This is a genomic window from Geodermatophilus sp. Leaf369, assembly GCF_001424455.1.
Lineage (GTDB): Bacteria > Actinomycetota > Actinomycetes > Mycobacteriales > Geodermatophilaceae > Klenkia.
This window is the reverse complement of the sequence record NZ_LMQA01000004.1, coordinates 499,204-514,880: the sequence shown is the minus strand read 5'-3', so window position 1 is coordinate 514,880 and position 15,677 is coordinate 499,204. Positions and strand designations below refer to the sequence as shown.

Below are 15,677 nucleotides of genomic sequence, written 5' to 3'. Positions count from 1 at the left end.
TTCGTCACTTGTGGCCTGTTTGGGTTTCGGATACGTGACGTTACGGTTCGGCAGCCGTCGGTGAGCGACGGCTCAGCCACGGGGAGAACCGAGAATGACGCAGCCGCCGTTCCACCAGCCGTCCGGACAGCCGGACCCGGGACGTCCGTACGGGCCGGTTCCGACCGGGGACTTCCCCACGGCGGCCTACGGGCAGAACGGTGTCCCGTGGCAGCAGGCGCCGCCCCCGCAGTTCCCGCCCCCGGGGCAGTACACGGGTCCCGGGCAGCCTCCCGCTGCACCGCAGGTGCCGGGTGCCAAGCCGTGGTTCAAGCGCAAGCGGGTCGTGATCCCTGCCGTGGTCCTGGGCCTGGGCATCATCGGTTCGGCGGTGAACGGACCGACCGAGACCAGTCCGTCCTCGGCGGCCTCCGCAGCGACGTCCTCGTCGTCCTCGGCGCCGATCTCCTCGGTGGTCCCGCCGCCGCCGGTCACCGATGTCGTCGAGGCCGCTCCGGCACCGGTGACCACCACGGTCGCGCCTGCGCCCACGACCACGGTCGCTCCCGCGCCGGCCCCGGCACCGGTGCCGGACGTGTCCGTGAGCCAGTCCAACGCACTCCGCGCGGCGAACAGCTACCTGGACTTCACCAACTTCTCCCGCACGGGCCTGATCGGCCAGCTCGAGTACGAGGGGTACTCGACCGCCGACGCCACCTGGGCGGCCGACACCGTCACGGTCGACTGGAACGCCCAGGCGGCCGGGTCGGCGGAGAGCTACCTGGAGTTCACCTCGTTCTCCCGGTCCGGGCTGATCGACCAGCTGGTCTATGAGGGCTACACCCCGGAGCAGGCCGCCTTCGGGGCCGACTCGGTCGGCCTCTGACCACCCCGCACGAGAGGCGCCCTTCCCGTCAGCCGAGCTGATGAGAAGGGCGTTCTCGTCGTCAGCGGGCGGCTTCCAGGGCTGCCTGGAGGGCGTCGAGGGACATGGCGAGCAGGGCGGGGCGGGACGACGCCGGGCAACCGCGGTCGGCCCAGGCCAGACACGCGGACTCCAGGAAGCCCAGGTAGCCGCGCAGGGCCAGGCCGGCCGGGCCGGTGGGGTCCACGGACAGGACGTCGGCGAGCCGGTCCACGTAGCCGGTCAGCGCCTGGGCCCGGAGCCGGTCGGCGGCCGGGACGCCCTCTCCGCGCAGCGGGGCCGACCAGCCGACCGGGGCCGCGGCGACGACGTCCAGGTAGACCTCGATCGAGCGGGCGACCCGGGACATCGGGGGAGTGCCGGCCGGCAGGGCGGCGTCGGCGGCCTCGTGCTCGGCCTGCAGCCGGGCCAGGGCTGCCTCGACGACGGCGGTGTACAGCTCGGCCTTCGTGCCGAAGTAGCGCAGCACGAGCGCCTCGGAGACGCCCACCCGCTCGGCGATGGCGGTGACCGCGACGTCCGGGTACGGGCGGACGCCGAACAGCACTGCGGCGACGGCGAGGATCTCGGCCCGGCGGACGGCGGGGTCCTGCCGGGTCCGGGGTCGGCGGTCGGTCCTGGGCACGGGGCGTAGCCTACTGAGTCGAACTCACTGAAGGCGATCGAGGAGGCACGGGTGCCCGACTGGGTGCAGGACGCGATCTGGTGGCAGGTGCACCCGCTGGGGTTCGTCGGCGCCGAACGGGACGCACAGCAGACCACCACGCACCGGCTGTCCCGGATCGTCGGCTGGCTCGACCACGCCGTCGCGCTCGGATCCAACGGGCTGGCACTGGGCCCGGTCTTCGCCGCGGAGACGCACGGCTACGACACCACCGACCACCTGCGCATCGACGGTCGGCTCGGCGACGAGCAGGACCTCCGCGACCTGGTCGACGCCGCGCACGAGAAGGGCGTCCGGGTGCTGCTGGACGGCGTGTTCAACCACGTCGGCCGCAGCCACGCCGCCTTCACCGACCCGACGAGGCAGCACTGGATCCGCCGCGGTCCCGACGGCGAGCCCGAGGTGTTCGAGGGCCACGAGCAGCTCGTCGCCCTCGACCACGCCCAGCCCGACGTCGTGCAGTTCGTCGTCGACGTGATGTGCCACTGGCTCGAGCGCGGCATCGACGGGTGGCGGTTGGACGCGGCCTACGCCGTCCCACCGGAGTTCTGGGCGCAGGTGCTGCCCGCCGTCCGGGAGCGGTTCCCCGAGGTCTACGTGGTCGGTGAGGTCATCCACGGCGACTACGCAGGCATCGTCGAGGCGTCGACGATGGACGCGGTCACCCAGTACGAGCTGTGGCAGGGCCTCTGGCACGGCATCGCCGAGGGCAACCTGTTCGAGCTCGACCACGCCCTGCAGCGCCACGACGGGTTCCTCGACGCCTTCGTGCCGTGGACGTTCGTGGGCAACCACGACGTCACCCGCATCGTCGACCAGGTCGGTGAGCAGCACCTGCCGCACGCGCTGGTGGTCTGGACGACCGTCGGCGGCACCCCCGCCGTGTGGTCCGGCGACGAGTTCGGCTGGCACGGGATCAAGGAGGACCGGGTCGGCGGCGACGACGCGATCCGCCCCGAGTTCCCCGCCGACCCGCTGTCCGTCGAGGGCGGCGCGGTGTTCGCGCTGCACCAGGAGCTGATCGGGCTGCGCCGTCGGCACCGCTGGCTGCACCACGCCCGGACGACGACCGAGCACCTGACCAACCTGCAGCTTGTCTACCGCACCGAGGCCGACGGCGAGGCCCTGCTGGTCGCGCTGAACCTGGCCGACGAGCCCGCCCCCGTCCCGGCCGCCGGTGAGGTGCTCGCCGGACGGATCGACGGCGGCACGCTGCCCGCGCACGGCTGGGCGGTGCTGGCTCCCCGCTGAGCCCACAGGGGGCGGGTGCAGGATGCAACGAGGTGGCGACGGCGCCACCGGGAACGGGAGCGACGTGGTCTTCGACGACAGCGGCATCGAGCGCGGTGCCGACGGCATCGCCCGCTACACCGGGCTGGAGCAGAACCTGGTGCGCGGGTTCGCCCGTACCGTGGCGGCCCATCCCGACCGGACCGCCGTGGTCGAGCTCGACGGCCCGACCGCCACCTACCGGGAGCTGTGGGACGGCGCCGCCCGGGTCGCCGGGGGCCTGCGCGCGCAGGGTGTGCAGCCCGGTGACCGGGTGGCGATCGCCCACCCCAACGGGCTGACCTGGATGCTCGGGTTCTGGGGCGCCCAGCTGGCCGGGGCCGTCGTCGTCCCGCTGAACACCCGGCTGGCACCGGCCGAGCGCGCGTTCATCGAGACCGACTCCGGCGCCGTCGTCACGATCGGCGAGCTGCCCTACGGCGAGCCGGTGCAGGCGCACGACGGGGAGCCCGGGGACCTGGCCGCGCTGTTCTACACCTCGGGCACCACCGGGCGGCCCAAGGGCGCGATGCTCACCCAGGAGTGCTTCCTGTCCTCGGCGGAGAACGTGCAGCGCTGCCGCGAGCTCGACCCGGACGTCGTCAACGTCTCGCTGATCTCGGTGCCGCTCTTCCACGTCACCGGCTGCTGCTCGCAGATGGTCACCCAGGTGCTGATGGCCGGCACGACCGTGCTGATGCCGCGCTTCCGGCCCGAGACCTTCCTGGCCGCGGTCGCCGAGCACCGGGTCACCCTGCTCACCAGCGTGCCCACGATCTACGAGCTGGTGCTCCGGCACCCCGACGTGGCCACCACCGACCTGTCCAGCGTGCGCGCGCTGTACTACGGCGGCGCCCCGATGGCCCCCGAGCTCGTGCACCGGCTCCGGACGACGCTCTCCGGCGTCCGGCTGGGCAACGGGTTCGGGCTCTCGGAGACCAGCGCGCTCGCGACCTTCCTGCCCGACGCCTGGACCGACGCGCACGCCGACTCGGTGGGCTTCCCGGCGCCGGTGGTCGACGTCGCCGTCGACCGGCCCGACCCGGACACCGGTGTGGGCGAGCTGCTGGTGCGCGGCCAGAACGTCGCGGTCGGCTACTGGGGCGACCCGGCCCGGACGGCGCAGACCTTCGTCGACGGCTGGCTGCACACCGGTGACCTGGCCTCGATCGACGCCGAGGGCCTGGTCCGGATCGTCGACCGGGCCAAGGACATGATCAACCGCGGTGGGGAGAACGTGTACTCCGTCGAGGTGGAGAACGCCCTCGCCGAACACCCCGACGTGCTGGAGGTCGCCGTCGTCGGCGTCCCGGACCCGGTGATGGGGGAGAAGGTCGGCGCGGTGGTCCTGGCCCGCCCGGGGACGACGCTGCACGCCCCCGAGCTCGCCGCGTTCGCCCGGGAGCGGCTGGCCGACTTCAAGGTGCCCCAGTTCCTGCGGGTGCTCGACGGCCCGCTGCCCCGCAACGCCGGCGGCAAGGTGCTCAAGGGCCCGCTGCGGACGGCGACCGACTGGATACCCGTCCCGCGCTGAGGTGCTCGCCCGGCCGGACCGCTGAGGGTCCGGCCGGGGCGGGGGGTCAGCCGGTCGGGCGGACCTTGGCCCAGCGCAGGAACGCCGCGGCCTCCTGCGGGCTCTCCAGACCGACCAGCGAGCGGAGCAGGTCGTTGCTCCACACCGCGACGCGGCCGGCGGTGAAGGAGGACTTGTCGACCGGGGGCAGGTCGAGGCCGAAGACGTCCTTGGCGATCTCCTTCTTGCCGTCGGCGGCGGCGCTGTAGCGCAGCAGCGGCAGGAAGCGCTCGGGCTCGACGACGGCCAGGACCTTGGTCAGCATCGGCTCCTTGAAGGAGGGGAAGCCCAGGCCCTTCTTGCCCTCGACGAGCTGGGTGAGCCGGTCCTCCACGCGCAGGCTCTCCGGCCCGTACAGCAGGTGGTCGATCGAGGCGCGGACGCCGTCGGCGGCCTTGTCGTCCCCGGCGGTCTTCCAGGCGCGGGTGAACCCGGAGGTGTTGCCCGGGTTGGCCAGCGTGGTGGACGTGGCGAAGTGCAGCAGCGCCTCGGGGCTGGCCGAGGAGAGATTCTCCTTCTGGAACAGCTCGCGGTAGCGGCTGGCGAAGCCCTCGACGTCGGGGTCGGCGTCGGGCTTCTGGGCGATGTACTCCGCCTCGAGGGCGGTGATCCGCTCCCGGACGTCGGGCCGGACGTCGGCTGCCGAGGGGAACTCACCCTGCAGCGTGTCGACGGAACGCACGTGCGGACGGGCCGGGTCGCGGCGGGCTTCGCCGCGCAGCCACTCGTGGCCGCAGTCGGCGCAGTGGATCAGCAGACGGCTGTCGGGCTGGGGGGTGCCGGTGATGTCCTCGGAGGAGCATTCCGGGCAGGCGATCAGGGCCAAGGAGAGAGCCTTCACGGTCGTTCGAACACGAATGGCTCGGTGTGCACCCGAGTTTAGTGCCCCCTCGGCGATGAGTCCCGCCCCGTGACCCGGTCACCCCCTCCGACACCCCGCCGTCCCACCCCCGAGGAGCACCCGTGCCGCTGCAGGACCTGGACGCGATCACCCTGTTCACCGAGGACCTGGCCGCCTCGCGCGCCTTCTACGCCGCCGTCTTCGACCGCCCCGTGGTGCACGAGGACGACGTCTCGACCGCCTTCGACCTCGGCAACGTGATCGTCAACCTGCTGCAGGCGGGCGAGGCCCCCGAGCTGGTGGCGCCGGGCGAGGTGGCGCCGCCGTCCGGGCACCGGTTCCTGCTCACCGTCGGCGTCGAGGACGTCGACGCCGTCTGCGTGACCCTCGCCGAGCTGGGCGTCGCCCTGACCAACGGCCCGCAGGACCGCCCCTGGGGCATCCGGACGGCGACCTTCGCCGACCCGTCCGGCCACCTCTGGGAGATCGCCGCCCCGCTCAGCCGCCGCTGACGAGCGAGGCGAAGACGACGACGTTGTCCAGGTAGTCGCCGGTGTCCTCGTCGAAGGAGCCGCCGCAGGTGATCAGGCGCAGCCCGGCGTGGTCGATGTCGCCGTAGACCGCGTCGGAGGGGAACTCGTCCTTGGGATGCTCCTCGACGGCGTCGACGACGAAGACCGCCCGGGTGCCGTCGGCGCGGTCCACGACGACCTCGTCACCGGGCAGCAGCTCACGCAGGCCGTAGAACGCGCCGGGCTCACCGGACCAGTCGACGTGCCCGGCCAGCACGGAGGGCCCGAGCTCGCCCGGGGTCGGGCTGCCGTCGAACCAGCCGACCGGGTAGGCGCCGCCGGGCACCTCCATCGACCCGTCCCGCTCCAGGCCCAGGTCGATGACCGACGAGGTCACCCCGAGCGCCGGGATCTGCACCCGGGTGGGCGTGCTGGGGGTCAGCTGCAGGGCGATCGGCGCAGCCGTCTCGACGACCGGCGCCGGGACGACGGGAGCAGGCGCCTGGGCCACCGGGGCCGGGGCGGCGACGACGGCGACCGGCTGGTCGAGCCGCGCCGGCGCCGGGTCTCCCGACGAGGGCAGGACGACGACGGCGGCCACCCCGGCGGCGGCGAGCAGCGCCGAGGCGCCGGCCCAGGCACGGGAGCTGCTGGTCCGCCGTCGTCCGTACCGGGTGACGTGGGGGGCTTCGACCTCCACCGGGACCAGGGGTGGGGGGTACAGCCCGACGATGCGCACGGGAGAGACCGGCCGGACCTCGATCGGGTCCGGCCGGTCGCTCGCGGGTGCGCGGTGCCGCACGAGGAGGTGCGGGGTGCTCAGGCGGTGGCGCGGGAAGTGCGCTTGGACGCGAACGCGGCGCCACCGGCACCGGCGAAGGCCAGGCCACCGAGGACGTAGGGCAGCGCGGAGGCGTCCGACGACGACCCGTCACCGGCGGCGACACCACCGGAGGGGCGGTTGGCGACCTGGGCCACGATGACGGTCTGACCCTCGTTCGAGGTCGCGCTTCCGGCGGCGTAGGTGTAGTTCTCGCAGGCCAGACCGTCGTTGTCGCGGTCCAGCCCGTTCGGGTCGGTCGGGTTCGCGACCAGGTTGGCCTGGGCCTCGGCCTGGGTGGCGAAGTCGTCGCAGTTGAGGTCGGCCGCGGACGCGGTGCCGGTGAAGCCGATGGAGATGGTGGCGGCGGCGAGGACGCCGGCGGCGAGGGTGCGAGTGCGCATGTGGGTTGCTCCCCGTGAGGTGGTGGACGTTCTCCATCACCCTGACCGCTGGGTCTCGGAACGGCCCGCGTGCCGCGCGCCTGTTTCCGACACCTGCGGGTCCGCTGTTCGGCACATGTCGTTCAGGTCACACACAGGGTCACGACAGCCGGGGGAGGACCGCCACGCAGCGCTACCGGGCGCGGACCAGCAGGGGCTGGGAGACCTCGCCGAGTGCGCCGCGTGCGTCGGCGAGGACGCCGGTGCACAGGCCCAGGCCGGTGGCGGAGATCGAGGTGCGGCAGGACAGGTGCACCCACTCGCCCTCGGCCTCGCGGACGAGGTGGGCGGTCATCCCCGGCGGGATGGACAGCCACGAGTCGATGGGCAGCTCGGCCGAGATGCCGTTGGCGGCGTCGGCGGCGATGAGCACCCGGTCGGTGCCGGTCAGGTCCTGCCCGTCGATCAAGGGGATGCGCACCCGGGTCCACACGTCGGCGGCACCCGGCTCGGTGGCCGACCCTGCGGTGTACCGCCAGTCCAGCGCCCGCCCGTAGCCCCAGTCGGTGAGCTGCGGCAGCACCTGGGACCCCTCGGACGGCACCGGCGGGGGTGGGGTCAGCGACGTGACCACGGGCGGGGTGGGGCCGGGGGCCAGCGACCACACCCGGGCGACGGCCACGGTCCGGCCCTCCACGGTCATCACCGCCTCGGTGAGGTCGATCCGCCGGCCGGGCCGAACCGGGGAGACCTCCACGGAGAGCTCCCGCCGGGGGATGGCGCCGAGGAAGTCCACCGACACCCGGGCGATCTGCTGGCCGCCGTTCGCCGCACCGGCGAGGTGGGCGAGCAGCGCCGAGGGCGGGCCGCCGTGCTGGGCCTCGCCGTCCCACGGGCTCTCGGTGGCCACCGTCGGGGCGAACCGGTTCTCGCCCAGCGGGAGGTAGAAGGCGTCCATGCCCGGCATCCTCACCCACGCCGGGCCAGGATGGTCCGGTGCGTCGCCCCAGCCCCCAGCCGATGGGCCTGCGCGGGCGGCTGGTGTGCGCCGTCGTCGGTCTGGTGCTCCTCGGTGCCGGCGGGTGGCTCACCCTGGCCGAGCCCGCCGAGCGGCTGTCCGACGTGCTCGTCCGCGGTCTGTTCCTGAGCTGGGGGCTGGCCGGGCTGCTGTTCCCGCTCGCGGACCGGCGCACGCACGACCGGTGGTGGAGGGCCAGCGCGGTCCTGGTGACGGCGCCGCTGGTGGTCGGGTTGTTCGTCATCGGTCCGCTCGGCGTGCTGGCCCCCGAGCTGGTGGCCGACCCGGACGGGGGCACGAAGTGGCCGCGCACGCCCGACCGGGCCGTGACGACCGGCTGGGTGTTCGTCGTCCTCGAGCTGGTGGTGGTGGCGTCCCTCGTCGGTGACCGCGGGAGGGACCGCCGGGTGCCGCGGGACCGCTAGACCGCAGCCACGACCCGCTGCGGGTGCGGCACCGGCCGGCCGAACAGCCAGCCCTGCCCACGGTCGATCCCCAGCGAGGCCAGCCGGGCGCACTGCGCGTCGGTCTCCACGCCCTCGGCGAGCACGGTGATGCCCAGGGCGTCGGCGAGCGCGACCACCCCGGCGAGCAGGCCGTGCGAGGCGTCCAGGCCGGTGACCGAGCGGTCGAGCTTGAGCACCGACACCGGGTAGCGCTGCAGGTAGGCCAGCGAGGTGTAGCCGGTACCGAAGTCGTCCAGGTGCACGCCGACGCCGGCGTCGGCGAGCACCCGCAGCGGTCCGACCCCGGCCTCGGCGGGCAGCTGGTCGTGTTCGGTGATCTCCACGTGCAGCCGGTCCGGGGCGAGGCCGGTGGCGTCCAGGGCGGTCTGCACCCGGCGGGCGAGGTCGGGGTCGACCATCGACGAGCGGCCCAGGTTGACGCTGACCGTCCAGTCCGACCCGGCGGCGGCCCACCCGGCGGCCGCGGCACAGGCCCGCTGCAGCACCCAGCTGTCCAGCGCCGCGCCCTGGCCCTGGGACTCCGCGAGGGGCAGGAACGCGTCGGGGCCCAGCACTCCGAGGGTGGGGTGCGCCCAGCGGAGCAGCGCCTCGTGGCCGAGGACCGTGCGGTCGGGCAGTGCGACCAGCGGCTGGAAGTGCAGGACCAGCTCCCCGGCGGCGGGGTCGCCGCGCACCAAGGCGCGGAGGTCCTCGGCCAGGGCCAGCTGCCCGAGGACGGCGGTGCGCTGCAGCGGGGCGAAGCGCGTCGTCGTCCCCCGAGCGGTGTCCTTGCTGGTGTAGAGGGCGACGTCGGCGTCGGCGAGGGCGTGGGTGAGCTCGCTGTCGGTGCGCACGTCGACCCACCCCGAGCTCGCCCGGACCGTGAACGCCTGGTCGCGCAACCCGTTGTCCAGCACGAAGGACTGCAGGAACGCCCGCTCGAGCAGGTCCTCGGGCAGGGGCGCCCCGGGTGCGAGGAGCAGTACGAACTCGTCGCCGCCGGAGCGGGCGACCGTCCCGTGGCCGGCGACGGCCTCGGCGAGCCGGCGGCCGACGGCGACCAGCAGCCGGTCACCGGTCTCGTGACCGAACGTGTCGTTGACGTGCTTGAAGTCGTCGACGTCGAGCACGGCGAGCCGTCCGACGACCGCGCCCGCCGCGACGGGGGTCAGCACGAGGGCGTCGAAGGCGTCCTGCAGCCCGCGGCGGTTGGCCAGCCCGGTGAGCGGGTCGTGCCGGGCGCGCTGCTCGCTGGTGTGCAGCGCCTGGGCGCCGCGGGCGAGGGCGACGCCAGCCAGGAACGCGCCGCTGACCAGGTAGACCCAGGTGGGCAGCCGGCCCGCGGGGTCGAAGCTGGCCAGCACGCACGGCACCACGACCAGCGGCACCAGCCCGAGCACCCGGCCGGACTCCGGCCGCATCCGCGGCACCCGGCTGGTGGCGTACGCCGTCCGCATGCTGGGGTGCACCGCAGCGGCCACGAAGACCGTCGAGGCGAACGCCCACAGGCTGTTCAGCGGGTGCGGCAGCAGCACGAGGTGCGTGCCGGTGTTGGCCACGACCGCGTCGTAGACGCAGGCGATGACCCCGGCGAGCACGAAGAGCTTGGTGCTGGGGCCGAGCTCCGCGCGGGAGGCCAGGAAGCGCAGCAGCAGGCAGGCCAGGACGACGTCGACCGGTGACCACCAGGCACTGGGCGGGGCGTCCACGGCGGTCGCGGCCCGCACCGCCTGCGCTGCGGCCAGGCCCATCACGGTGATCACCGCGACCAGGTCGGCCCGTCGTCCCCAGGTCTCCCGGCGGCTGACCGGTCGTGGGGAGCGGGGGGACCGGCGGTGCACGTCGAACATCAGCCCGACCACCACGAGGGCGAGCACGGTGCCGGCGAGCTGGGTGTCCAGGGCGAGCTGGACCGAGGTGGCGGCGAAGGAGACCGTCCAGGTGCCGAGCATGAGGCTCATCAGCAGCCAGGGCACCCGCCGGGCGGGTCGGTGCAGCGCGATCCCGACCAGCGGCGCGACCGTGGCCAGCCCGCAGGCGGTGAGCATCGCGGCCGGTCGGGCCGGGGTGTACAGCGACACCGCCGTGGCGGCGAGGGAGGCCCCGGCCAGGGCGACCGGGAGCAGTGCCCGCGCGCGGTGGGTGCGGGGGGCGGTCACCCTGAGGTCCTCGGCAGCCGGGACGTCGTCCTGCACCCCGCACGGCCGGGACCACCCGGTCGGGTGGTCAGCCGGTGCCGCGGATCTCCTGCCCGCGGCGCTCGATCTCCCGGCGCAGCTCCCGACGGGCCAGCGCGGCGGCGCGCCGGCGGTGCTGGTCGTCGGTGGCCGGCACGAGCGGGGGGACCTCGACGGGCTTCCGGTCCCCGTCGAGGGCGACCATCGTGAAGTAACAGCTGTTGGTGTGCCGCACCTGCCCGGCGCGCAGGTCCTCGGTGGTGACCCGGATGCCGATCTCCATCGACGTCCGGCCGGTGTAGTTGACGCTGGCCTGGAAGGTGACCAGCTCGCCGACCGCGATGGGCTCGCGGAAGACGACCTGGTCGACGCTGAGGGTGACCGCGTAGTTCCGGCTGTACCGGCTGGCGCAGGTGTAGGCCACCTGGTCCAGCAGCTTGAGCAGCTGCCCGCCGTGCACGTTGCCGGAGAAGTTGCTCATGTCCGGGGTCATCAGCACGGTCATGGACAGCCGGTGGAGCTCCTCGTCGCCGGTCATGGGGTGTGATCCTGGCATCCCCTCCGCCCGGATCGCCGTGTCGTCGGATAGACAGTGCTCATGACCGACGTGACGACCGCGACGCAGGCCGGCTGGCTCTCCCGCGAGGAGATGGACGCCGCACGCGAGCGGCTGCCGATCCTCTACGTCGACGCGGTGCCGGTGCGGGTGGACGACCACGGCGTGGTCACCGGCGTCGGCCTGCTGCTGCGCGCGGGTGAGGACGGGCAGATCAAGCGGGCCCTGGTGTCGGGCCGGGTGCTCTACCACGAGCGGGTGCGGACGGCGCTGATCCGGCACCTGGAGAAGGACCTCGGCCCCCTCGCGCTGCCGCGGGTGCCCCCGGCGCCGCAGCCGTTCACCATCGCCGAGTACTTCCCGACCCCCGGCGTCACCCCGTTCCACGACCCGCGCCAGCACGCGGTGTCCCTGGCCTACGTGGTGCCGGTCGAGGGCGACTGCTCCCCGCAGCAGGACGCCCTGGAGCTCACCTGGTTCTCCCCGGAGGAGGTCCGCGAGCCCACCGTGATGTCCGAGCTGGCCAACGGGCAGAGCGTGCTGCTGCAGCAGGCGCTGGCCCACCTGGGCGTGTGAGCGAGCTCCTCGCACCGGCCCTCGCCCAGGCCCGGCTGGGCCGGGACGAGGGCGGGGTGCCGATCGGCGCGGCCCTGGTGGTGGACGGCGAGGTGCTCGCCGTCGGCCGCAACCGGCGCGTGCAGCTGGGCAGCGCGATCCGACACGGGGAGACCGACTGCCTGGAGACCGCCGGTCGGCTCCCGGCCTCGGTCTACGCCCGCGCCACGATGGTCACCACGCTCTCCCCGTGCGACATGTGCACCGGCGCGGTGCTGCTCTACGGCATCCCGCGGGTGGTGATCGGGGAGAACCGCACGTTCCTGGGCGGAGAGGACCTGCTCCGCTCGCGCGGGGTGGACGTCGTGGTGCTCGACGACGCCGAGTGCATCGAGCTGATGACCGACTTCATCGCCCGGGAGCCCGCGCTGTGGAACGAGGACATCGGCGTCTAGCGGCCCTCCCACCAGGCGAGCACCCGCAGCGCCCGCAGGGTGTTCCACCGGCTGGGCGCACCGACGGGCTCCAGCTCGAACGGCACCCGCCCGGGGTGGGCGTGGCCCACCAGCCAGCGGCCGTCGTCCCCCTGCTGGGCCGCGACCGCTTCCACGGCCTCCCGGCAGTGCTCGTCGAGGAAGGTGCCGGCGTCGCGCAGGTGGTCCAGAGCCCGCAGGACGTCGAAGTACCAGCGCGGCGGGAACGCCAGGGTGGTGAAGTCCGGGTCGATGAGCTCGCCGGTCGAGGCCTTGCGGAGCAGCCGGCGCTGCAGCAGGTAGTCCTGGCCGCGCAGCCGTGCCTCCCTCGCTCCCGCGTCACCGGTGCGACGCTCGAACTCCAGCAGCCCCTCGAGGACGGCGATCGTGGTGTGGAAGGACGACCGGGTCGAGCCGGTCTCCACCGCGCAGTTCCACCCGCCGTCGGCCAGCTGCTCGGCCACGAGCCGGGCGGCGATCCCGGCGACGTCCTGGTCGAAGTACGCGCCCACGGCGAGGGTCATGCCGTTGATGCAGGGCTCGACCTCGCCGTCGAAGAACCGCTGGCCGTCGTGCTCCCAGCGGCAGTTCTCGGCCACCCCGGCCAGGGCCTCCCGCGCGGCCTCCGGGGGCAGCCCGAAGCGGCGGAGCAGCTCCAGGACGTGCGCGGTCGACGTCCACGGCTGGCCGGGTTCGGTCGCCGCGGTGGCGTCGTCGGGGAAGTAGGCGCCGCCGGCCCACTGGCCGTCGTCCCCCTGCAGGGCGAGCAGCCGGGCGCCCCAGCCCTCGGTCGCGACGCGGGCGCGCTCGGCGTCGACCACGTCGGCGGGGGAGCGGAGCAGGTCGCGGTGCACCTGCCAGCGGATGGCCGGGTCGCCGTCCAGCAGCCAGTCCCGGACCTCGGGGGTCAGCTCGGTCGCCATGCCCGTGGACCGTAGGACGGTCGCCGCCCGGGCGCCACGCCTCAGCCCAGGTCGGCGCAGCCGGTCTCGTCGGGCAGCAGCGGCCGGAAGGTGACGGTCCAGGTCTGCCCCTCGCTGGTCCAGGGGGTGAGGGTGTCGGCGGCCTGCGCGGCGGCGGTGACCTCGCTGCCGGCGACGACGCAGCCGATCCCCGGGCCGACCGGGTCACCGGGCAGCGCCGGGCCGGGCCACGCCACCGGGTCGCGGGTGAGCGTGGCGTCCTCGGGCGGGAGGTACGGCTCGGCGATCGCGGCGACGGCGGTGGGCTCGTAGGCCGTGGTCGGGTCCTGCGAGCTGGTCAGCTCGTCGAGCAGCTCGGAGAGCGCGACGCGGGCGTCCTGCTGCTCGGGGGTGACACCGGGGCCCGAGGTCCCCTCCCGGAGCGCGTACACCTCGCGGGTGAAGGTCTCCTCGGCGGTGGCCAGGGTGAACACCGTGGTCGGGGCATCGGCGATGCCGGGGGAGCCCAGGTCGGCGGTGTCGGCCACCCCGGCGTCCATCGCGGCCTCGGCGATCCGCTGCACCTGCGCCTCGTCGAGCTGGCCCACCTGGACGTTGGGCCACGCCGGGCCGGGGTAGATCGCGGTCACCGGGCCCTCGGTGAAGACCCGGCCGTCGCGGTACACCGCGACCAGCGGCAGCCGGCTCACCGTCGTCGTCGGGGTGACGTAGCCGCCGGTGTAGGCGATCCGCAGCACCAGGTCGTCGGCGCCGACGGGCAGCTGCACCCGGGGAGCCGGGCTGCCGCTGCTCTGCTCGGCGCAGGCGGTGAGCACGAGCCCCGCTCCGAGGACGGCGGCGAGCAGGCGGGTGCGCATGCGGTGAGGACGACCCGGGCGCGTCGGTGGTTCCGGCGTTGCTGGAGCAACGACAAGGTCGTGATCGGAGCGTGATCGAGCTGGATGTTCGTTGTTCGTTGCTCAAGCAGCGATAAGATGGTGCCGATCCTCCCCGTGGGCCGTCTGGCCCGCTATCGCTGCTCTACCGACGACAGGAGCCCTCGTGTCCGTTCCCCGTCGTCGTCAGCGGCTGACCACCGGCGGTCTGGCCGAGGCCGGCGAGCTGGTCCGGGACCGGAGGCTGCAGCTCGGCCTCACCCAGCTCGACCTGGCCGACCTCTCCGGGGTCGGGGTCTCCTCCGTCCGCGGGCTCGAAGCCGGCCGGGAGACGGTCACCCTCGTGGTGGCGCTCGCCGTCCTGGAGGCCCTCGGGCTGGGGCTCGGCGTCGGACCCCGCCCGGCACTGCGGTCGGCCCGCGAGGTCCTGCTGCTCGACCCGACGGTGGCGCCCCGGTGAGCGACCCCCGTGAGGTCGAGGTGGCCGACGTCCTGCAGGGCGACCGGCTCGCCGGGCAGCTCCGCCGGGACGGCGACGACGTCGTCTTCACCTACGACCCCGCGCACCTCGCCGACCCCGAGGCCCGCCCCGTGGCCTCCTCCCTGCCGCTGACCGAGGTACCCGTCCGCTCCGGAGCCGGGTCGGTCCCGCCCTTCTTCGCCGGTCTGCTGCCCGAGGGCGCCCGCCTGCAGGCACTGACCAGCGGCGCGCGGACGTCGGCCGACGACCACCTCACCCTGTTGCTCCTGGTCGGCGCCGACGCGATCGGCGACGTCCGGGTGCTGCCGCACGGCACCACCCCGGTCGAGCCCGACCCCCTGCTGGACACCGCCGCCCCCGACGTGGACTTCACCGCCCTGTTCGCCCGGGCCACCTCCACCGACCCGGCTGCCCTGGACCGGGTGGCGCTGCCCGGGGTGCAGGTCAAGGTGTCGGCCGCGGTCATGTCGACGCCGCTGGGGACGACGGCCGGGCCGGCCATCCTCAAGCTGGACCCGCCCGGCTGGCCGCAGCTGGTCGCCAACGAGCACTTCTTCCTCTCCCTGGCCGACGCCTGCGGGCTGCCCGTCCCGTCGCACCGTCTGCTCACCGACGCGGCCGGGCGCTCCGGGCTGCTCGTGGGGCGGTTCGACCGGGTCGTCGTCCCCGGAGCCCCGGTGCGGCGGCTGCCGCAGGAGGACGCCTGCCAGGTGCTCGGCCGCTACCCGGCGGCGAAGTACCGGATCACCCTGCAGGAGGCTGCGCTGGCCCTGGCCGACGCCGTCGAGCAGGCCGGCGGTTCCCGGCCCCTGGCGCTGCGCCGGGTGCTGGAGACCGCCGCGGTCAGCTACCTCATCGGCAACGGGGACCTGCACGGGAAGAACCTGTCGGTGCGGGCCGCACCCGACGGGCTGTGGGAGGTGACCCCGGCCTACGACCTGCTCTGCACCCAGCCCTACACCGGCTGGACCGACCCGATGGCCGTCCCGCTGTACGGCCGCGCCAACCGGCTCGGCCGCCGGTGGTGGCTGGACGCCGCCCAGCGCTTGGGTCTCCCCGAGCGCGTGGTGCACCGGTCGCTCGACCGGATCGTCACCGCTGTCGAGCCGTGGATCGACCGGGTCGGGGAGATCGGCTTCGACGACGCCGCGACGGCCAGGCTGGCCGACCTGCTGCGCACCCGCCGCGCGGAGCTCGCCGGCTGACC

General features: G+C 74.3%; 18 protein-coding genes. 9 read left to right on the top strand and 9 right to left on the bottom strand.

The annotated features are described in order from the left end of the window. Window positions 1–286: 286 nt before the first annotated feature. Window positions 287–865 carry an Ltp family lipoprotein gene (locus ASG36_RS18775; RefSeq protein WP_055767530.1) on the top strand — a complete coding sequence of 193 codons (579 nt, stop codon included), beginning with the start codon at window positions 287–289 and terminating at the stop codon, window positions 863–865. Window positions 866–926: 61 nt separating this feature from the next. On the opposite strand, the gene ASG36_RS18770 is transcribed toward ASG36_RS18775, so the two are convergent. Next, on the bottom strand, window positions 927–1,529 hold the full coding sequence (locus ASG36_RS18770) for a TetR/AcrR family transcriptional regulator (RefSeq protein ID WP_055767527.1): 603 nt from the start codon (window positions 1,527–1,529) through the stop codon (window positions 927–929). A gap of 51 nt (window positions 1,530–1,580) precedes the next feature. Here ASG36_RS18770 and ASG36_RS18765 point away from each other — a divergent pair, with 51 nt between their 5' ends. Then, window positions 1,581–2,819: an alpha-amylase family glycosyl hydrolase gene (locus tag ASG36_RS18765; RefSeq protein ID WP_055767524.1), complete on the top strand. Its 1,239-nt coding sequence runs from the start codon at window positions 1,581–1,583 to the stop codon at window positions 2,817–2,819. Between the two features lie 22 nt (window positions 2,820–2,841). Next, window positions 2,842–4,371 (top strand): class I adenylate-forming enzyme family protein, encoded by a 1,530-nt coding sequence (locus tag ASG36_RS18760; protein WP_055767521.1) that lies wholly within the window; start codon window positions 2,842–2,844, stop codon window positions 4,369–4,371. 46 nt (window positions 4,372–4,417) lie between these two features. Here the strand turns inward: ASG36_RS18760 and ASG36_RS18755 are convergent, their stop codons facing one another. Continuing rightward, the gene (locus ASG36_RS18755; RefSeq protein ID WP_055767519.1) at window positions 4,418–5,251 is read right to left on the bottom strand and encodes a hypothetical protein; all 834 of its coding nucleotides are present in this window, start codon (window positions 5,249–5,251) and stop codon (window positions 4,418–4,420) included. A 122-nt stretch (window positions 5,252–5,373) separates the two neighbouring features. Here ASG36_RS18755 and ASG36_RS18750 point away from each other — a divergent pair, with 122 nt between their 5' ends. Next, on the top strand, window positions 5,374–5,763 hold the full coding sequence (locus ASG36_RS18750; protein WP_055767515.1) for a VOC family protein: 390 nt from the start codon (window positions 5,374–5,376) through the stop codon (window positions 5,761–5,763). On the opposite strand, the gene ASG36_RS18745 is transcribed toward ASG36_RS18750, so the two are convergent. The 3 genes from ASG36_RS18745 to ASG36_RS18735 form a co-directional block, all read right to left on the bottom strand. After that, complete coding sequence (locus ASG36_RS18745; RefSeq protein WP_082523314.1) at window positions 5,750–6,502, bottom strand: class F sortase; 753 nt, start codon at window positions 6,500–6,502, stop codon at window positions 5,750–5,752. The two genes, ASG36_RS18750 and ASG36_RS18745, sit on opposite strands and share 14 nt — an antisense overlap. An 80-nt stretch (window positions 6,503–6,582) precedes the next feature. Continuing rightward, window positions 6,583–6,987 carry an excalibur calcium-binding domain-containing protein gene (locus tag ASG36_RS18740; RefSeq protein WP_055767512.1) on the bottom strand — a complete coding sequence of 135 codons (405 nt, stop codon included), beginning with the start codon at window positions 6,985–6,987 and terminating at the stop codon, window positions 6,583–6,585. 172 nt (window positions 6,988–7,159) lie between these two features. After that, window positions 7,160–7,924, bottom strand: coding sequence for a thioesterase family protein (locus ASG36_RS18735; RefSeq protein WP_235495250.1), 765 nt, complete (start codon window positions 7,922–7,924; stop codon window positions 7,160–7,162). A gap of 38 nt (window positions 7,925–7,962) precedes the next feature. Here ASG36_RS18735 and ASG36_RS18730 point away from each other — a divergent pair, with 38 nt between their 5' ends. Further along, the gene (locus ASG36_RS18730) at window positions 7,963–8,409 is read left to right on the top strand and encodes a hypothetical protein (protein WP_157498952.1); all 447 of its coding nucleotides are present in this window, start codon (window positions 7,963–7,965) and stop codon (window positions 8,407–8,409) included. Here the strand turns inward: ASG36_RS18730 and ASG36_RS18725 are convergent. Then, window positions 8,406–10,589 (bottom strand): bifunctional diguanylate cyclase/phosphodiesterase, encoded by a 2,184-nt coding sequence (locus tag ASG36_RS18725; protein ID WP_157498950.1) that lies wholly within the window; start codon window positions 10,587–10,589, stop codon window positions 8,406–8,408. The two genes, ASG36_RS18730 and ASG36_RS18725, sit on opposite strands and share 4 nt — an antisense overlap. Before the next feature lie 67 nt (window positions 10,590–10,656). Then, window positions 10,657–11,145 carry an acyl-CoA thioesterase gene (locus tag ASG36_RS18720; RefSeq protein WP_055767499.1) on the bottom strand — a complete coding sequence of 163 codons (489 nt, stop codon included), beginning with the start codon at window positions 11,143–11,145 and terminating at the stop codon, window positions 10,657–10,659. A 60-nt stretch (window positions 11,146–11,205) separates the two neighbouring features. Here ASG36_RS18720 and ASG36_RS18715 point away from each other — a divergent pair, with 60 nt between their 5' ends. Both ASG36_RS18715 and ASG36_RS18710 read left to right on the top strand, forming a co-directional pair. Continuing rightward, a complete protein-coding gene (locus ASG36_RS18715) occupies window positions 11,206–11,739 on the top strand; it encodes an NUDIX hydrolase family protein (RefSeq protein WP_055767917.1) in 534 nt (177 codons plus the stop codon). Beyond that, on the top strand, window positions 11,736–12,173 hold the full coding sequence (locus ASG36_RS18710; RefSeq protein WP_055767496.1) for a nucleoside deaminase: 438 nt from the start codon (window positions 11,736–11,738) through the stop codon (window positions 12,171–12,173). Before ASG36_RS18715 ends, ASG36_RS18710 begins: the two co-directional genes overlap by 4 nt. Here ASG36_RS18710 and ASG36_RS18705 read toward each other — a convergent pair. Continuing rightward, the gene (locus tag ASG36_RS18705; RefSeq protein ID WP_055767493.1) at window positions 12,170–13,114 is read right to left on the bottom strand and encodes a hypothetical protein; all 945 of its coding nucleotides are present in this window, start codon (window positions 13,112–13,114) and stop codon (window positions 12,170–12,172) included. The two genes, ASG36_RS18710 and ASG36_RS18705, sit on opposite strands and share 4 nt — an antisense overlap. A gap of 41 nt (window positions 13,115–13,155) precedes the next feature. Next, window positions 13,156–13,971: a hypothetical protein gene (locus ASG36_RS18700; RefSeq protein ID WP_055767490.1), complete on the bottom strand. Its 816-nt coding sequence runs from the start codon at window positions 13,969–13,971 to the stop codon at window positions 13,156–13,158. Window positions 13,972–14,155: 184 nt separating this feature from the next. Here ASG36_RS18700 and ASG36_RS18695 point away from each other — a divergent pair, with 184 nt between their 5' ends. Both ASG36_RS18695 and ASG36_RS18690 read left to right on the top strand, forming a co-directional pair. Then, complete coding sequence (locus tag ASG36_RS18695) at window positions 14,156–14,449, top strand: helix-turn-helix domain-containing protein (RefSeq protein WP_055767488.1); 294 nt, start codon at window positions 14,156–14,158, stop codon at window positions 14,447–14,449. After that, window positions 14,446–15,675, top strand: coding sequence for a type II toxin-antitoxin system HipA family toxin (locus ASG36_RS18690; RefSeq protein WP_055767480.1), 1,230 nt, complete (start codon window positions 14,446–14,448; stop codon window positions 15,673–15,675). Before ASG36_RS18695 ends, ASG36_RS18690 begins: the two co-directional genes overlap by 4 nt. The last annotated feature ends 2 nt before the right edge of the window (window positions 15,676–15,677 follow it).

Bases quoted from the DNA above. Each gene is read 5' to 3' on its own strand.
- ASG36_RS18760 (WP_055767521.1), top strand. From the start codon at position 2,842: ATGCAACGAGGTGGCGACGGCGCCACCGGGAACGGGAGCGACGTGGTC.
- ASG36_RS18740 (WP_055767512.1), bottom strand. From the start codon at position 6,987: ATGCGCACTCGCACCCTCGCCGCCGGCGTCCTCGCCGCCGCCACCATC.
- ASG36_RS18735 (WP_235495250.1), bottom strand. From the start codon at position 7,924: ATGGACGCCTTCTACCTCCCGCTGGGCGAGAACCGGTTCGCCCCGACG.
- ASG36_RS18720 (WP_055767499.1), bottom strand. From the start codon at position 11,145: ATGACCGGCGACGAGGAGCTCCACCGGCTGTCCATGACCGTGCTGATG.
- ASG36_RS18715 (WP_055767917.1), top strand. From the start codon at position 11,206: ATGACCGACGTGACGACCGCGACGCAGGCCGGCTGGCTCTCCCGCGAG.
- ASG36_RS18705 (WP_055767493.1), bottom strand. From the start codon at position 13,114: ATGGCGACCGAGCTGACCCCCGAGGTCCGGGACTGGCTGCTGGACGGC.
- ASG36_RS18700 (WP_055767490.1), bottom strand. From the start codon at position 13,971: ATGCGCACCCGCCTGCTCGCCGCCGTCCTCGGAGCGGGGCTCGTGCTC.